At 66.3% G+C, this 16,027-nt stretch carries 16 protein-coding genes; 8 read left to right on the top strand and 8 right to left on the bottom strand.

Translation table 11 applies throughout. The annotated features are described in order from the left end of the window. The first annotated feature begins 36 nt into the window (after positions 1-36). From MJ122_RS22435 to MJ122_RS22445, 3 genes are all read left to right on the top strand, one after another. A complete protein-coding gene (locus tag MJ122_RS22435; protein WP_239746078.1) occupies positions 37-492 on the top strand; it encodes a DUF3237 domain-containing protein in 456 nt (151 codons plus the stop codon). 69 nt (positions 493-561) lie between these two features. Next, a complete protein-coding gene (locus tag MJ122_RS22440) occupies positions 562-990 on the top strand; it encodes a thiol-disulfide oxidoreductase DCC family protein (RefSeq protein WP_239746079.1) in 429 nt (142 codons plus the stop codon). Then, a complete protein-coding gene (locus MJ122_RS22445) occupies positions 983-1,375 on the top strand; it encodes a DoxX-like family protein (protein ID WP_239746080.1) in 393 nt (130 codons plus the stop codon). Before MJ122_RS22440 ends, MJ122_RS22445 begins: the two co-directional genes overlap by 8 nt. A 3-nt stretch (positions 1,376-1,378) precedes the next feature. Here the strand turns inward: MJ122_RS22445 and MJ122_RS22450 are convergent, their stop codons facing one another. Together MJ122_RS22450 and MJ122_RS22455 are read right to left on the bottom strand one after the other, a co-directional pair. Then, complete coding sequence (locus MJ122_RS22450) at positions 1,379-2,122, bottom strand: TorF family putative porin (protein ID WP_088417788.1); 744 nt, start codon at positions 2,120-2,122, stop codon at positions 1,379-1,381. A gap of 153 nt (positions 2,123-2,275) precedes the next feature. Beyond that, positions 2,276-4,033: an amidohydrolase gene (locus tag MJ122_RS22455; RefSeq protein WP_239746081.1), complete on the bottom strand. Its 1,758-nt coding sequence runs from the start codon at positions 4,031-4,033 to the stop codon at positions 2,276-2,278. 118 nt (positions 4,034-4,151) lie between these two features. Here MJ122_RS22455 and MJ122_RS22460 point away from each other — a divergent pair, with 118 nt between their 5' ends. Next, complete coding sequence (locus tag MJ122_RS22460; RefSeq protein WP_239746230.1) at positions 4,152-5,060, top strand: LysR substrate-binding domain-containing protein; 909 nt, start codon at positions 4,152-4,154, stop codon at positions 5,058-5,060. Positions 5,061-5,064: 4 nt separating this feature from the next. On the opposite strand, the gene MJ122_RS22465 is transcribed toward MJ122_RS22460, so the two are convergent. Both MJ122_RS22465 and MJ122_RS22470 read right to left on the bottom strand, forming a co-directional pair. Beyond that, complete coding sequence (locus tag MJ122_RS22465; RefSeq protein WP_239746082.1) at positions 5,065-5,673, bottom strand: LysE family translocator; 609 nt, start codon at positions 5,671-5,673, stop codon at positions 5,065-5,067. 52 nt (positions 5,674-5,725) lie between these two features. Further along, on the bottom strand, positions 5,726-6,562 hold the full coding sequence (locus tag MJ122_RS22470) for an AraC family transcriptional regulator (RefSeq protein ID WP_088417791.1): 837 nt from the start codon (positions 6,560-6,562) through the stop codon (positions 5,726-5,728). Positions 6,563-6,716: 154 nt separating this feature from the next. Here MJ122_RS22470 and MJ122_RS22475 point away from each other — a divergent pair, with 154 nt between their 5' ends. Then, a complete protein-coding gene (locus MJ122_RS22475; protein WP_239746083.1) occupies positions 6,717-7,148 on the top strand; it encodes a hypothetical protein in 432 nt (143 codons plus the stop codon). 48 nt (positions 7,149-7,196) lie between these two features. Here the strand turns inward: MJ122_RS22475 and MJ122_RS22480 are convergent, their stop codons facing one another. The 3 genes from MJ122_RS22480 to MJ122_RS22490 all read right to left on the bottom strand — a co-directional run bounded on the left by MJ122_RS22480 (position 7,197) and on the right by MJ122_RS22490 (position 11,501). Next, a complete protein-coding gene (locus MJ122_RS22480; RefSeq protein WP_239746084.1) occupies positions 7,197-8,807 on the bottom strand; it encodes an FMN-binding glutamate synthase family protein in 1,611 nt (536 codons plus the stop codon). 330 nt (positions 8,808-9,137) lie between these two features. After that, positions 9,138-10,517, bottom strand: coding sequence for an L-serine ammonia-lyase (locus MJ122_RS22485; RefSeq protein WP_239746085.1), 1,380 nt, complete (start codon positions 10,515-10,517; stop codon positions 9,138-9,140). A 204-nt stretch (positions 10,518-10,721) separates the two neighbouring features. Then, a complete protein-coding gene (locus tag MJ122_RS22490) occupies positions 10,722-11,501 on the bottom strand; it encodes a helix-turn-helix transcriptional regulator (protein WP_088417795.1) in 780 nt (259 codons plus the stop codon). 150 nt (positions 11,502-11,651) lie between these two features. On the opposite strand from MJ122_RS22490, the gene MJ122_RS22495 reads away from it, so the two are divergent. The 3 genes from MJ122_RS22495 (at position 11,652) to MJ122_RS22505 (ending at position 14,654) form a co-directional block, all read left to right on the top strand. Continuing rightward, entirely contained in the window at positions 11,652-12,470 is an 819-nt protein-coding gene (locus tag MJ122_RS22495) for a carbon-nitrogen hydrolase family protein (protein WP_239746086.1), read from the top strand. Positions 12,471-12,629: 159 nt separating this feature from the next. Beyond that, positions 12,630-13,952, top strand: coding sequence for an APC family permease (locus tag MJ122_RS22500; protein ID WP_239746087.1), 1,323 nt, complete (start codon positions 12,630-12,632; stop codon positions 13,950-13,952). A gap of 57 nt (positions 13,953-14,009) precedes the next feature. Beyond that, positions 14,010-14,654: a glutathione S-transferase family protein gene (locus tag MJ122_RS22505; RefSeq protein WP_239746088.1), complete on the top strand. Its 645-nt coding sequence runs from the start codon at positions 14,010-14,012 to the stop codon at positions 14,652-14,654. A gap of 265 nt (positions 14,655-14,919) precedes the next feature. Here MJ122_RS22505 and MJ122_RS22510 read toward each other — a convergent pair whose 3' ends face one another. Continuing rightward, positions 14,920-15,918: a tellurite resistance/C4-dicarboxylate transporter family protein gene (locus MJ122_RS22510; RefSeq protein WP_088417799.1), complete on the bottom strand. Its 999-nt coding sequence runs from the start codon at positions 15,916-15,918 to the stop codon at positions 14,920-14,922. Between the last annotated feature and the right edge of the window lie 109 nt (positions 15,919-16,027).

A 16,027-nucleotide genomic window follows, 5' to 3' on the forward strand; every position in this document is an offset into this window, starting at 1 on the left:
TCATCCCTCTACGACGACAGTGCGCAGGAGTCGGCGATGAAGCTCGAGCCATTGATGGAAATGAACGTGAAGGCCAGCGTGCCTGTGGAAATCGGCCGCGTGCCGCAGGGCCAGCGACTGATCTCGGCAGCCGGCGGAGGGACCTTCAAGGGCCAGCGGCTGAGCGGCGAAGTCCTGCCCGGCGGCGGCGACTGGATTCTGGTGGACGGCGACGGCGGCTGGCACCTGGAGGTGCGCCTCGTGCTGCGTACCGACGATGGCGCGCGTATCCTGATGCAGCACAACGGGCTGCTGGTGGCCAACCCGAAGATCATTCACGCGGTCTCGCGCGGCGACAGCACCGAGTTCGGCGACACCTATTTCATGATCCAGCCGCGCTTCGAAGTCGGCGACGACCGCTACCGCTGGCTCAACCACCAACTGGCGGTGGGCGAAGGCCGGCTGGGGCCGGGGTGGGTCGAATACCGGTTGTACTCACTCGGCAATGGATGAGCGATGAAGAACAAGACTTGTCACACGCGGCGGGCACAGTTGGCGCATCAGGGATCTGGAGACGACGCCATGGCTCTGCCCCCCAACATGCAGCCCGACGACAAGGTGGTGCTGTTCGACGGCACCTGCCGCCTGTGCAATGGCTGGAGCCGCTTCCTCCTGCGGCATGACCGCGAGCGCCGGGTAAAGCTGTGCAGCGTGCAGTCCGCCGAGGGCCAGGCGATCCTCGACTGGTTCGGAGTGCCTACCGAGTATTTCGACACCATGCTCTACGTCGAGGGCCGCGAAGGTTTCGAACGCAGTGACGCCTTCCTGCGCGTGGTCGCGCAGCTGCCGGCGCCATGGAACTGGCTGCGTGCGCTCTGGCTGATTCCGCGCCCCTTGCGTGACTGGTGTTACGACCGCATCGCGCTCAACCGTTATCGCCTGTTCGGCCGTGAAGATATCTGCCTGATGCCGTCGCCACAGTACCGCGGGCGTTACCTCGGCAATGACTAGCGCGGCCATCGCGCGGCTGGCGCTGGGGGTGGTGTTCCTCTATCACGGGCTGGTGCCCAAGCTGCTGTTCTTGAGCCCTGACGAAGTCCGCATGATCGAGGCCCACGGCTGGCCGCTGTCCACTCAGCGTATCGCCGAGGTGGCAGGCGCGTTGGAGATCGTCCTGGCGCTGTTCATCCTGCTGCTGCGCCGCAGCCGCTGGCCATTGTGGCTGGCAGCGGCTGCGCTGGCCGGGCTGCTGGTGGACGTCGCGCTGTTCGCCCCGGAACTGCTGCTGGGCGCGTTCAATCCGGTGTCCACCAATATCGCCGCCCTGGCGCTGTGCGCCATCGCCCTGCTGGGCGAACGGGACGCGCACGGCTCGCGTCCCACTTCGCTGCGTTAGACGTCAGAAACTGCGCGAGACGCTGGCGACGACGGTCGCCGTGCACACATCGCCGAAGCCGAACTGCGTGCGGCATTCGTTCTGCGACAGGTCGGTGTCGATGTAGCTCACCGCCCAGTCGAAGCCCACCCATTCATGGCTCAGCTTCGCCTCCCACTCGTGGTAGGTGTCGCGGGTGCTGCCGTCTCCGGAAAGGTAGAGCGGGTCCTTGGCGTCGTTGCGGCCGTAGCGCACGCGCAGCTTGAACTCGGCCGGCAGCTCGGCGTTGTAGGCCAGGTAGGTGTAGAGGTTGGCCTGGTCTTCGCCGAAGTAGGTGGGGTAATCGTTGCCATAGTAGGCCGCTGCTTCGAAGCCATAGGCGTGGAGGATGGCGTAGGTGTCGCTCTGGTTGAACTGGCTTTCCTTCGGGTAGGCGTACTTGATGTAGCCCAGGTCCAGGGCGACGTCCTCGTTGGCCTGCCAGTACCAGCCGCCGTAGTAGTCGATTTCCTGACGGGTCTTCAGGCCGCCACCGAAATCGACGTTGGAACTCCACACGCCCAGGTAGGCGCCGGAGGCATGCTGCAGGGTGGCGCCGACCTGCAGGGCCGGGTCGCCCTGGGTCTGCGAGATGCCACGGGTGCGGTAGTCGCTGACCAGCGCGGTGTCGATCTGCAGGTTGAAGTCGTGGCCCAGCTCGACGGCCGGGGTGGAGGTGAACGGCGCGCAGGCGAGCAGCGCGCCGGCCAGCCAGAGGGGGCGGTTCATGCGGGGAGTCCCTTTGTTGTGATTGTCTGTGGGCAGATGAAAAATCCCGCGCAGCACCGGCCCTCCCGGCCAAGCCGAGGAGCGTGAAGGGAGTGCAGGGCTGGCGGGCAAGGCGCCGGGGCTGTTCAGACCCCGGCGCAGGAGCCCGGCTCCTTACAGAGCCGGCACGTCGTCGGCGCGGTAGACTTCGCGGCCTTCGAAGAGGGTGCGCAGCACGCGGGCTTCGTCCAGTTGCTGGTCGGGCACGCTGAATACGTCGCGGTCGATCACGACCATGTCGGCCTGCTTGCCTGGGGCCAGGGTGCCGATCCTGTCGCCCAGGCCGATGGTCTGCGCGGCGTTGCGGGTGTAGGCGTAGAACATGGTCTGGCGATCCACGCGCTCGGCGGCGTTGAGCACGCCTTCCTCACCCTGGCGGGTGACGGCCTGGTAGATGGCCTTGAGCGGGTCGGGCGTGGACACCGGCCAGTCGCTGGCGCCGGCAATGGTCGCGCCGTTGTCCAGCAGGGATTTGGCCGGATACATGTAGCGATAGGCCTCGTCGGCGATGTAGGGCTTCACCAGCTCCACGGTGTAGGGCTCGGCGGTGGCCCAGTCCAGCTGCATCGAGGCGATGACGCCCAGCTCCTTGAAGCGTGGGAAGTCCTTGGGGTTGACCAGTTGCAGGTGGGTGATCGAGTGGGTCACGCCGCTCTGCCGGTCCTTGCGTGCCTGGGCGAAGCCGTTGAGGGATTCACGTACCGCGCGGTCGCCGATGGCGTGCACGTGCACCAGCCAGCCGCGCGCGTCGGCGGCGCTGACCAGTTCGCCGAAGTGCTTCGGATCGATCAGCAGCTCGCCCGGCTTGTGGCTGTTCTTGTAGTCCTCCAGCAGCGCTGCGGACTGCGCGGGGAACTCGATCACACCATCGGCGAAGACCTTGATCCCCGGCAGCGTCAGGTTCGGGATGCCCTGGAACTGCTGGCGGACCTTGTCGATCACGTCCAGGTCGGCCGGCGTGCTCTTCGGGTTGACCACCTGCAGTGCGGCGACGTGGGCGGTGAGCTGGCCGTCGCGGGCCAGGTCGCGGTAGACCGGCAGCACACCGACGGTCTTTTCGGTGGGCTTGATGGCGAACAGCGCCTCGCCGGGCGTGCCGTTGGCGGCCGGGTCCATCCAGGCGGTGATGCCCAGGCTGTTGTTGTACTTCACGGCAGCGATGCCGGCGCGGTCCATGGTCGCGGCGTCGGGAACCGGCATGGCGGCGGCGACCAGGTCGAACCCGGAATCCACCAGGAAGCCGGTGGGGTTGAAGTCCTTGTCGTGGGCGACGTTCTGCTGCTCCAGCGGGCTCAGGCCGCGCAGGCGCTTGGCGTCCAGCCCGGCGCGCTTGAGCATGGCGACGTTGGCCCAGGCGGTGTGGTGGTCGCTGCCGATCAGCACCACCGGGGTATCCTTCCACTCGCCCTGGTTGAAGCGCTTGGCCAGCCCGTCGGCCTGGGACCAGTAGGTGGAGTTCATGCCGTTCATGACGATGGTGTCATGCACCTTGGCCTTGCCGCTGTCGCGGTCCTGCTTCAGGCGCTTCTCGAAGGCGTCCAGGTCCATCTGCTCGTCGAGCAGGCTGGCGGAGATCAGTTCCAGGCCGCCGAAGATCGAGTGCGAGTGGCTGTCGATGAAGCCGGGCATCAGCACCTTGCCGCCCAGGTCGACCTGCTTGCTGCCGCTGCCGGCGAGCTTGCGGATGTCTTCGTTGGAGCCCACCTGCAGCACCTTGCCGTCGGCGACCGCCACGGCCTGCTGCAGCGGTTGGCCGGGCTCGGCGGTGAAGACCTTGGCGTTGTACAGGATCAGGTCCGCGTTCTGTGCCTGTGCTTCAAAAGTGCCGAGTGCGATGGCGAGCGCCAACGCGCCCTTGAGCATGCCGTGCATGACTTCCCCTTGCTATTTGCTGGATTATTGTTGGTCTGTCGCGCAGGCTAACGGTGCGGAGAAAGGCGCGGAAGTCGCCAGTGGGCATAACACTTGTGAAGGATTGGCACGAATGACGATGGACAGATTCAGCAGCCTGGCGATGTTCGTCGCCAGCGCCGAGACCGGCAGTTTCAGCCGCGCCGCCGAGCAGCTGGGCAAGACGCCCTCGGCGGTGACCAAGGCGGTCGGCCAGCTGGAACTTGAAGTCGGCGCGCGCCTGTTCGAGCGCACCACCCGCAGCATGTCGCTCACCGAAGCCGGCCAGCTCTACCTGGACGGCGCGCGTGAGGTGCTGGCGCGGATGCGCGAGACCACCGAGGAAATCGCCCAGCTGCAACACAGCCTGCGCGGCGTGCTGCGCATCACCGGGCCGCTGATCGTCGGCCCGGTGTTCCTCGACCGGGCCTGTGCCGAGTTCCTCGACCTGCACCCGGACGTGCGCCTGCAGGTGGACCTTTCCGACAGTTATGTCGACCTGCTCGACGGTCGCTACGACCTTGCCCTGCGCATGGGCAACAGCGATCTCCCGGGGCTGATCGCCCAGCCGCTGGCCGAAAGCCGCCTGGCCATGTGCGCCAGCCCCGCCTACCTGGAAAGGCGCGGCACGCCTCGGCACCCGAGCGAGATCATCGACCACGACTGCCTCGTCTACCGCCACCCGGCGCTGGATGACCGCTGGTGGTTCGACGTGGCGGGCGAGCGCTTTTCCACCCCCCGCAATGGCCGCCTGAACAGCGACAACCAGGCGGTGTTGCTGACCGCCTGCCTGGCCGGCCATGGCCTGCTGCCGTGCCCGCGCTGGAGCGTGCTGGAGCACTTGCGCAGCGGGCGGCTGGTGACCGTGCTGGACGACTACTTCTTTGAGCCAGATACCTTCGGTACGCAGATCCTGGCGGTCTACCCGAGCAACCGGCGGGCGACGCGCAAGATCCACGCGTTCATCGAGCACCTGCGCGAGTACTTGCGACGCGACGGCATCCTGTGAGTCCCTAGAGCAGCGCCCCGGCCCAGGCCGACACCAGCAGCAGGACTGCCATCAGCCGGTTGAGCCGCTGCATCTGCATAGGCGAAAGCAGGCGCTGGCTGCCGATGCCAAGGCCGGCCCATACCGCCGTGCAGGGAATCGACACGAGGAAGAAGAGCAGGGACAGCAGCTGCACGCGGTCCAGCCGATCCACACCGTGGCCGGCGTAAACGCTGATAACCGCCAGCGCCATCATCCAGGTCTTGGGGTTGACCAGTTGCAGTGCGGCAGCGCCGACCGCTCCCAGGCGCGCGGCGTCCTTGTCGCGCGCAAGGTCCGCCGGCGGGCTGCGGAAAATCTGCCAGGCCAGCCAACTCAGCCAGAACACGCCGACCACGCTCATCGCCTGTTGCACGCGCGGTGCGCTGGCCAGCACCTCGCCCAGGCCGCTGCCCACCGCCAGCACCAGCGCCGCGGCGGCCGCGCAGCCGCCGAACATGATCGGCAACGCGGCGCCCCAGCCGAAGCGTGCGCTGTTGCTGAAGATCAGCAGGTTGGTCGGCCCCGGCGTGATCGAGGCGACGAAGGCGAAGAGGAGGAAGGGCAGCCATTGGCCGAGCTGCGACAGGTGCATGGCGGAAACTCCGTCGAATCGGTGGGAGTTCATCTTCGCCAGCGCGGCGGGCTCAGTCTGGAAGCTTTGAGCAGCGGTTGCGGTAATAGGCGGGCGTCACGCCATAGGCGCGGCGGAACCAGCGGCCGAGGTGGCTCTGGTCGGCGAAACCGAGGTCGGCGGCGATGTCCGCCGGCGCCAGGCCGCGACCCAGCAGCTGCCGCGCGCGGGCCAGGCGTAGCTGAATCAGGTAGGCATGGGGCGGCAGACCGAAGGCCTGCTTGAACGCGCGGGTCAGGCGGAAGCGGTCGCAGCCGCTGGCCTTGGCCACGTCATCGAGGCCGATGTCGGCGGTCAGGTTGGCGTGCAGGAAATCCCGCGCGCGCTGCGCCACCAGCGGCAGGTGCGCCTGCGTGGTGCCGCGCTGGCGCCAGTGCAAGTGCCGGGTCATGCCGTCGAGCAGGTCGTCGATGGCGCTTTGTCGGACGATCTTCAGGTCATGGCCATGTACGGCCTGGAATGCGTTGTCGATGCGCCGCGCCAGTTGCGGGTCGTCGATCAGCAGCTTGGGCACGGACAGCTGGCAGTTGCCCGGCGCCTCTTCGAACAGCGTGGCGATCTCGCGCTCCAGCCAGGGCGCGTCGAGGTACAGCGTGCGGTAGGTGAAGCCGCCTTCGGTGGGGGCGTCGCCGTCATGGATGTCGCCGGGCTCGAGGAAGAACACCTTGCCGGTGGTGCTGATGTGGCGCTGGTTGCGGCTGCGGAACTGCTGCACACCCGATTCGGTGAAGCCGATCAGGTAGCTGTCGTGCCAGTGCGGGTCGTAGGCGTGGCCCTTGAAGTGCGCGCGCAGGCTCTGGATGCCGGTGTCGGCGTCCTGCAGCAGGTCGATCCAGTTGTCTTTGTGCATGGGCCGTTTTCGCCTCGCTTGCCCGGTCGGTCAGCATAGCGCGCGCAGGTGGCCTGTCTGGAAGATTCGTGCAGCCGGTGGTCGAGTGTCGTGAATCCGCGCTGACGATAGAATGCAGCGAGCAGACAATACGATCTCCAGGAAGGAGCCGTTCATGGGGCAGGAATACAACCTGGCATTGATGATCGCCGCGGCGCTCAGTGCCATCGCAGGGGCGCTGCATATCGGCGTGGTGCTGGTCGGGCCGCGCTGGTACCGGCTGTTCGGTGCCGGGGAAAAGCTCGCGCGGGCCGCCGAGATGGGGCGGGCCTACCCGGCGCTGATCACCTTCGGCATCGCCTTCGTCCTGTTCGCCTGGGCCGCCTATGCGCTGTCCGCGGCCGGGGTGCTGGGCCCGCTGCCGTTGCTGCGTCCCGCGCTGGTGGCGATCTCGCTGGTCTACCTGCTGCGCGGCGTGGCCGGCCCCGTCATTCTCAAGGGCACCGGGCGCAGCCAGCGCTTCATCTACATCAGCTCGGCGATCTGCCTGGGGTTCGCGCTGGTGCACCTGCTTGGGTTGGCGCAGGTGTGGAATCGGTTGCTATAGCGACCTTGAAACGGAGCGCCCAGCGCGGGCACTCCGTGCTGGGCTGGATCAGCCCGAGGCGGCCTCGAAACTGTCGCTGCGCGCCATGCGCCAGATGCGCTCGTAGAACTCGCCCTCGATGTTGCCCGAGAGCAGCTCGCCGGGTTTGAGGAAGTAGTGCAGGTGCGAGAACAGGCGGATCTCGGTGGCCGAGACACGGCGCACCAGGTGCTTGGCTTCCAGCTGCGACGGGTGCTGGATGCCGGCGGCGGCGATCATCTCGGCCAGGCCCTTGAGCGTGTTGCGGTGGAAGCTGTAGACGCGCTCGGCCTTGTCCGGCACCACCAGCGCGCGCTGGCGTAGCGGGTCCTGGGTGGCGACGCCGGTGGGGCACTTGTTGGTGTGGCAGGACTGCGACTGGATGCAGCCGATGGCGAACATGAAGCCGCGCGCCGAGTTGGCCCAGTCGGCGCCCATGGCTAGCACGCTGGCGATGTCGAAGGCGCTGACGATCTTGCCGCTGGCGCCGATGCGGATCTTGTCGCGCAGGCCCAGGCCGACCAGGGTGTTGTGAACGAACAGCAGGCCCTCGCGCATCGGCAGGCCCATGTGGTCGGTGAACTCCAGGGGCGCTGCGCCCGTGCCGCCTTCCTTGCCGTCGACGACGATGAAGTCGGGGAGGATGCCGGTCTCGTGCATGGCCTTGGCAATGCCCATGAACTCCCACGGATGGCCGATGCACAGCTTGAAGCCCACCGGTTTGCCGCCGGAAAGTTCGCGCAGCTGGACGATGAAGTCGAGCAGGCCCTTGGGCGTGCTGAAGGCGCTGTGCGAGGACGGCGAGATGCAATCCTTGCCCATGGGCACGCCACGGGTGGCGGCGATTTCCTCGGTGACCTTGTGCTTGGGCAGGATGCCGCCATGGCCGGGCTTGGCGCCCTGGCTGAGCTTGATCTCGATCATCTTCACCTGCGGGTCGACCGCCTGCTTGGCGAAGCGCTCGGGGCTGAAGGTGCCGTCATCATTGCGACAGCCGAAGTAGCCGCTGCCCAGTTCCCAGGTCAGGTCGCCGCCGTACTCGCGGTGGTAAGGGCTGATGCTGCCTTCGCCGGTGTCATGGATGAAGCCGCCGAGCTTGGCGCCCTTGTTCAGCGCGCGGATGGCGTTGGCGCTGAGCGAGCCGAAGCTCATCGCCGAGATGTTGAACACCGAGATGGAGTAGGGCTGCTTGCACTCCGGGCCGCCGACGGTGACGCGGAAGGTGCAGGGGTCGGCCACCGGCGCTGGGCGGATAGAGTGGGCGATGAATTCGAAGCCCGACTGGTAGACGTCGATCAGCGTGCCGAAGGGTTTGTCGGCGGTCTCGTTCTTCGCCCGCGAGTACACCAGGGCGCGCTGGGCGCGGGAGAAGGGCAGCGCCTCCTGGTCACCTTCGAGCAGGTATTGGCGAATTTCCGGGCGGATGGCTTCCACCAGGTAGCGGATGTTGCCCAGGATCGGGTAGTTGCGGCGCACCGCATGACGCTCCTGCAGCAGGTCGAAGACCCCGAGCACGCTCAGGGCGAGCGTCGTGAGGGTGAAGGGCCACACCCAGTCGTGCCCGAGGAAGGGCAGGCTGAGCACGGTGAACAGGACGCACGCGGCGAAAAAGGCATAGCGGCTTAGCAGCGACAGGTTCATGGAATCTCCAGTCGTCGGGCTTTTATTACGGTGAGGTTGGCCCAAAGGGCCGCCACAGAGCATGGCAGGCATTGCACGAACATGCCCGGGCGGAGGTCAATGCGGCGGACTTTCGGAAGTCTTTCGAGTTCTGGCGGGCATCGACGGTAGCCCGAAGTTGGGAAAAAAGGAAGCAAGCTAACGATTTTATCCGGGGCTGAAAAAGGCTGTTTCGGGCACTGCAAGAAATCTTGTGTCTGGGCTGTTCGCGAGCTAGCTCGCTCCTACAGGACTGAAGCCGGTGCGCTCTTTGTAGGAGCGAGCTTGCTCGCGAACCACCATTCACTCGGGCTAACAGGCAATCACATTGACCGCCAGCCCACCCTTCGCCGTCTCCTTGTACTTGTCCATCATGTCGCGGCCGGTGTCGCGCAGGGTGTCGATGGCCTTGTCGAGGCTGACCAGGTGCTGGCCGTCGCCGCGCAGGGCGAGCTGGGCGGCGTTGATGGCCTTGAGCGAGGCCATGGCGTTGCGTTCGATGCAGGGCACCTGGACCAGTCCGGCCACCGGGTCGCAGGTCAGCCCGAGGTTGTGCTCCAGGCCGATCTCGGCGGCGTTCTCCACCTGCTCCAGGCTGCCGCCAAGCACTTCCGCCAGCCCGCCGGCTGCCATGGCGCAGGCCGAGCCCACTTCACCCTGGCAGCCGACCTCGGCGCCGGAAATGGAGGCGTTGAGCTTGCAAAGGATGCCGATGGCGGCGGCGGTCAGCAGGTAGCGCTCGATGCCGTCGGCGTTGGCGTTGCTGTCGTAGCGCGCATAGTAATGCAGCACCGCCGGGACTATGCCGGCAGCGCCGTTGGTGGGCGCGGTCACCACGCGGCCGCCGGCGGCGTTTTCCTCGTTCACCGCCAGCGCCCACAGGTCCACCCAGTCCAGGGCGCCCAGGGTGGTGGCGATCAGGTTGCCGCTGTCCGCCTCGTTCAACCGGCGGAACAGCGTGGGCGCTCGGCGTCGTACCTTGAGGCCGCCGGGCAGCGTGCCTTCGGTTTCCAGGCCGCGGTTCACGCAGGCCTGCATTTCATCCCAGATATGCGCAAGGCCGGCGTGGATTTCCTCGTCGCTGCGCAGCGCGCGTTCGTTGGCCCACATCAGGTCGCTGATGCGTTCGAAACCGTGCTCATGGCACAGGCGAAGCAGCTCCTCGGCGCTGCGGAACGGGTAGGGCATGGGGCTGTCCGGCAAGGCGCGGTCGGTGTTGAAGTCCGCCGCATCCACCACGAAACCGCCGCCGACCGAATAGCAGATGCGCTCGGCCAGCAGCTCGCCGTTCTCATCCAGCGCCCGCAAGTGCAGGCCGTTGGGGTGGGCGGGCAGGCTGTCGTCGTGGAAGACCAGTTGGCGCGCCGGGTCGAAGTCGATCTCCCGCAGGCCGCCCAGGTGCAGGCGATGGCGCAACAGGATGTCGTCCACCTGCGGGGCGAGGGCGGCAGGGTCGGCTTCGGCCGGGTCGATGCCGAGCAGGCCGATCAGGCAGGCGCGGTCGGTGGCGTGGCCCTTGCCGGTGGCGCTGAGGGAACCGTAGAGATGCACTTCCATGGCGGCGGTGCGAGGCAGTAGATCGGCGTCGCGCAGACGGTCGACGAACTCGCGGGTGGCGCGCATCGGCCCCACGGTGTGGGAACTGGACGGGCCGACGCCAGGCTTGAACATATCGAAGACGCTGAGGCTCATGGGCATTCCTCCTGTCCTCAAGCATGGACCCGCACAGGCACTATTGCTCACCCGCCGCTCGACGGCAGGCCGCAAGGGTGCTCGTTGGGCATGGTTCGTTCGTACAGGGGGGAACGTAGGATGGGTGGAGCGCAGCGATAGCCACGCTGCTGGCGCCGCGATTGATGGGTATCGCTACGCTCCACCCATCCTACAAAAGCACTGTCAGCCCTGCGCCTGGAGGAACAGCGAGAACAGCTCCGACTGCGACTTGATCCCCAGCTTGGCGTACATGTGCTTGCGGTGGACTTTCACCGTCTCGGCGGAAATCGCCAGCTTGCGGGCGATTTCCTTGCCGGAGCAGCCGCTGAGCATCAAGCGGCCGACCTCCAGCTCACGGGCGGTGAGCGGGGTTTCCACCTGCTGGGCGGTGGATTCGAGGCGGTTCTGCCAGCGCGGCGGCGGTGGAGCTTCCTGCACTTCGCGCTCGAAGGCCATGCGCTGGCGCATCAGGCCCGCGACCCAGGGCTGTACCAGGGCGAGCAGGGCGATCTGCTCCGGGAGGAAGCGGCCCCTGCTGCCCAGCGAGCAGCAGAGGGTGCGCTCGCTGTCGAGCTGCACGTTGATCTGCACTTCGTCGGCGACCACGTTGAGGCTGAAGTAGCGCTGGTAGTAGTCGGTCTGCTCGAACATCTCCGGCGCCACGTCGTCCAGGCGCAGCAGCCCGCTGCCGGGTGCCTCGCGGCTGGCGATATAGAACGGGTCGAGCAGGTAGAGGCCCTTGAGGTAGTCCTGGAACAGCGGGTCGGGGCCGCCGTCCTCGCCCGGGCATTCGGCGAACACCTGGGGGCGGCCGTCGCTGAAGAGCAGCACGACCCAGCTGTCGAAGGGTACATACTGGCCTAGCAGGCGTACCAGCGAGGTCCAGAAGTTCGGCTTGTCCAGCGCCTCGATCAGTTGCCCGACCGAGCGGTGCCAGGCGATATCCTGAAGGGAAAGGCTCATCACTCTACCCCCGATGGGTTACCACGCGGGCGTAATTACCCGGTGATGGCACGCCCGGCATACTCGATGAATGCCTTGAGCCGGCGCGGTGCGCATTTTGACCCTTTTGCCGCGCCCGGTCACCGCCAAGACAAGAATCCGAGGAAGCCCATGAAAGTAGAACTCGTCCAACTCGCCGGCCGTGATGGCGATGTGGCCTGGAACCTGGCCCGCACCCTGGAGGCCATCCACGCCTGCGCCGACGACACCCAGCTGGTGGTGTTCCCCGAGACCCAGCTGACGGGCTTCCCCACCGAGCAGAACATCGCCGCCATCGCCGAGCCGGTGGACGGCCCCAGCGTGCAGGCTGTTCAGCGCGCCGCAAGGGAGAAGAACGTTTCCGTCGCCGTGGGTTTCGCCGAAGCCGCAGACGGCCGCTTCTACAACACCACGCTGCTGATCACGCCCGAAGGCATCGCCCTGAAGTACCGCAAGACGCACCTGTGGGCGTCGGACCGCGGCATCTTCACCCCTGGCGACCGCTACTCCACCTGCCTGTGGAACGGCATCCGCGTCGGCGTCGTGATCTGCTTCGACATCGAGTTCCCCGAGTCCGCCCGCGCCCTGGGCCAGCTCGGCGCCGAGCTGATCATCGTGACCAACGGCAACATGGACCCGTATGGCCCGACCCACCGCACCGCGATCATGGGCCGCGCCATGGAAAACCAGGCCTATGCCGTGATGGTCAACCGCGTCGGCGAAGGCGACGACGGCCTGGTGTTCGCCGGCGGCAGTGCGGTGGTCGACCCCTACGGCCAGCTGATCGTCGAAGCCGGCCGCGAAGAGTGCCGGCAGATCGTCGAGCTGGACTTCGAGCGCCTGGCGCAATCGCGCCGCGACTACAGCTACCTGGCCGAGCGCCGCTTCGTGCTGCCCGGCGAGATGCGCGAGCACGACGATGGCCTGCGCGAGCTGATCATTCCCGCCTGAGTTTCCCCTCCGGCCTTCTGCAGGGCCGGGGCGCAGGGCTGCGCCGACACAGCGTTACTTCAAGATCGACGGGCGACGAGAGCGCCCGCGGGGCCTGCGGGTGAGCGCAGGCCAGCAACTTAGTACTGCCATAACAAACACAACGCGGAGTAAGCAGTAATGGCTCGACTCAAACGAACCCTGTCGCTGGGTTCGGTGGTGCTGTTCGGCATCGCCTACATGACCCCGATCATCGTCCTCGGCACCTTCGGCATCCTCGCCGACGTCACTCGCGGCGTAGTCCCCTCGGCCTACCTCGTCGCCTCCGTGGCCATGCTCTTCACCGCGCTCAGCTATGGGCGCATGGCCGCCGCCTTCCCGGTGGCGGGCTCGGCCTATACCTATGTGCGCAAATCGATCAGCCCGAAACTGGGCTTCCTCGCCGGCTGGGCCGTGCTGCTGGACTACCTGTTCCTGCCCATGGCCATCTGGCTGATCGGCGCGGCTTACCTGCACTCGGCTTTCCCTGCGGTGCCGCAGGCATTGTGGGTGCTGGCCTTCATCGGCGTGACCACCGCGATCAACGTGGTGGGCCTGCGCCTGGCGAAGAACATCAATGGCGTGCTGATGCTGGTGCAGTTCCTGGTGCTGATCGCCTTCGTCGGCCTGGCCATCCACTACGTGATGGGCGATGCCAGTCGTCCGCTGTGGACCCTGGAACCCTTCCTCAAGGAAGGCACCCAGCTGCCGTTGATCATGGGGGGCGCGGCCATCGCCTGCTACTCCTTCCTGGGCTTCGACGCCGTCAGCACCCTGACGGAAGAAACCCACGAGCCGCGCAAGACCATTCCGCGCGCCATCCTGCTGATCACCCTGATTGGCGGCGGCATCTTCATCGCCGCCAGCTACTTCGTACAGCTCGCGCACCCGTCGGTGGAGTTCCAGAACGCCGATTCCGCCGCGTATGAAATCGCCCGCAACATCGGTGGCGACCTGTTCGTCAGCTTCTTCCTGATCGGCCTGATCGTCGGGCAGTTCACGTCAGGCCTGTCGGCCCAGGCCAGTGCCTCGCGCCTGCTGTTCGCCATGGGCCGCGACGGCGTCCTGCCGCGTCCGTTCTTCGGGCGCATCAGCAAACGCTTCGAAACCCCGGTGAACAGCATCGTGCTGTGCGGCGTGGTGGCGCTTCTGGCGCTGCACATGGACGTCACCACCTCCACCTCGTTCATCAACTTCGGCGCCTTCCTGGCCTTCAGCCTGGTGAACCTCTCGGTGATTTTCCACTACTACCTCAACGCCGAGCGCCGCGGCCTGCGCGAGCTGGTGCTGTTCCTGCTATTCCCGCTGATCGGCCTGCTCGCCGACCTGTGGCTGATGGTCAGCCTCGACCACCTGGCCATCTGGCTCGGCGCCACCTGGCTGGTACTCGGCGTGATCTACCTGGCGGTGATCACTGGCGGCTTCCGCCAGCAACCGCCGGAAATGCACTTCGAGGAGGCGTGAACCGCGCGCGGGGCTATGCTGGGGACTCCGAGCCGTGATGCCCGAGGAGATCCCGTCATGCCCCGCCTCACCCTCTACCATTCGCCCCAGACACGCTCCAGCGGCACCCTCGTGCTGCTGGAAGAACTGGGTGCCGAGTACGACCTCGAACTGATCAACATGAAGGCCGGCGAGCAGCGCAAGCCGGCGTACCTGGCGGTCAACCCGCTGGGCAAGGTCCCGGCGATCCGCATTGGCGAGTCGCTGGTGACCGAGCAGGGCGCCATCTTCATCTACCTCGCCGACCTGTTCCCCCGCGCCAATCTCGCCCCCGCGCTCGACGACCCGTTGCGTGGTCCTTATCTGCGCTGGCTGGTGTTCTACGGCTCCAGCTTCGAGCCGGCCATCGTCGATCGCGCCCTGAAACGCGACGCCGCCCCGCAGGCCATGAGCCCCTACGGCGATTACGACAGTGTGATGCGGGCCCTCGCCGAGCAACTGGAAACCGGCCCCTACCTGCTGGGTAACTGCATGACCGCCGCCGATGTGCTGTGGGGCGCGGCCCTGCGCTGGACCATCGGCTTCGGCGTGGTGCCCAAGTTGCCGGTGTTCGAGCGCTACGTGGAACTGGTGACATCGCGCCCCGCCTTCAAACGGGTGTGGGAGCGCGATGTGCAGTGGGCGGAGGAACACACCCGCGCGGCGGAAGCGAAAGCGCCCTGACGTCCGGCGAAGGAGCTCGCCAGAGCCATAGGCGAATGTCGCCGAGCCGTGGTGATCAGACGGTGTTTTGCGGAATTGGTCTCAGGTTATGTGGGAAGTTTCTTTTTTTCGTGTAGCCATATTTTCCGTTGCGGACCGCTGGTCAATGATTGCCCCAACGCCGCGTAACCCCATCACACGGCGCCGCTGCAACCATAAGAACCACAGGTGTTGATCGACTATGTCCCCGATGGCCCATCCGCAAGGATGGGCCTTTTTTTGCGCTTCAGCGCCGCGCCAGATGGCGCAGCAACCCGAGGAAGGTGGCGGCCCAGGCGGCCACGGCGACGTAGGCGAACGCCTGGATGAGCGGCAGGAACACCTGCTGGTGAACCAGCGGCAGGAAGCTGAACGAGGCCACGCAGAACATGCCCAGCGGGAACACCACTGACCAGTTCTGCAGGTCGTAATGGATGCCGACGCCATAGCGCACCCGGTGCGTGACGAAAACCAGCACCAGGAAGGGAATCCACCAGCAGGCGAAAGCGCCGACAAAGACCGACAGCCCGAGGATGAAGGGTGCAAGGGACTGGATCAGTGCGCTGTCGGCTCCGGCTGTCAGCAGGCGCGCTCCGGCCAGTGTGGAAATCGCCAGGGCACCCATGTTGATCCAGTAGGAGGGCGACAGCTCGCCGGCTTCAAGGTCGAGGAACAGCCAGCGGTAGAGGATCTGCGACATGATCAGCACGTACAGCATGATGCCGACCATGTAGGTCGCCACGCAGACGAACAGGATCAGCTCCGGATCGGCAAAGCGCGTCGCCAGGTAGCTGCCGAGCACGCAGACCGAGGCGCTGGACACCGTGCACAGCAGCCAGGTGCCGTTCAGGCCCTGCTCCAGGGTGGGCTTGTGCTGGGTGAGCGTGACGCCGGCGAGCATCGCGTACATGCACAGCAGCCACAGCGGCCCGGCGAACAACCACAGGGCCTGCGCGACAGCGTACTGGTCGGCCAGCACGATGAACTGCACGCCCAGCACGTTGGAGCCCGCCACCAGGGTGAGGAAGCCCGGGCCGCGTGCGTGGTGGGTGAGGTCCTGCCACATCGGTTGCGGATAGCGGACCAGCCGATACAGGCTGCACGCCAGGCACAGCGCGTACTGCAGGATGTTGAGCCAGAACAGGCCGAGCGCCACTGGCTGAAGGCCGATCAGATGGCAGGCCAGGGAGACGATACCGGTCGCCATGACCAGCGCGAAATAGCTGGGCGGAAAGTCCTTGAGCACTGGAAATTCTCCTGGGAGAAATCCTTCCCTATACCGCGATGCGCTCTTGGCGTCCCAGCTCCGGAGCCTTGCCCACCGGTGGGGCAGGCACTTTGCGAAAAAGGCCCGG

Origin of the sequence: Pseudomonas sp. DP-17 (assembly GCF_022380625.1) — a bacterium.
Lineage (GTDB): Bacteria > Pseudomonadota > Gammaproteobacteria > Pseudomonadales > Pseudomonadaceae > Pseudomonas > Pseudomonas nitroreducens_A.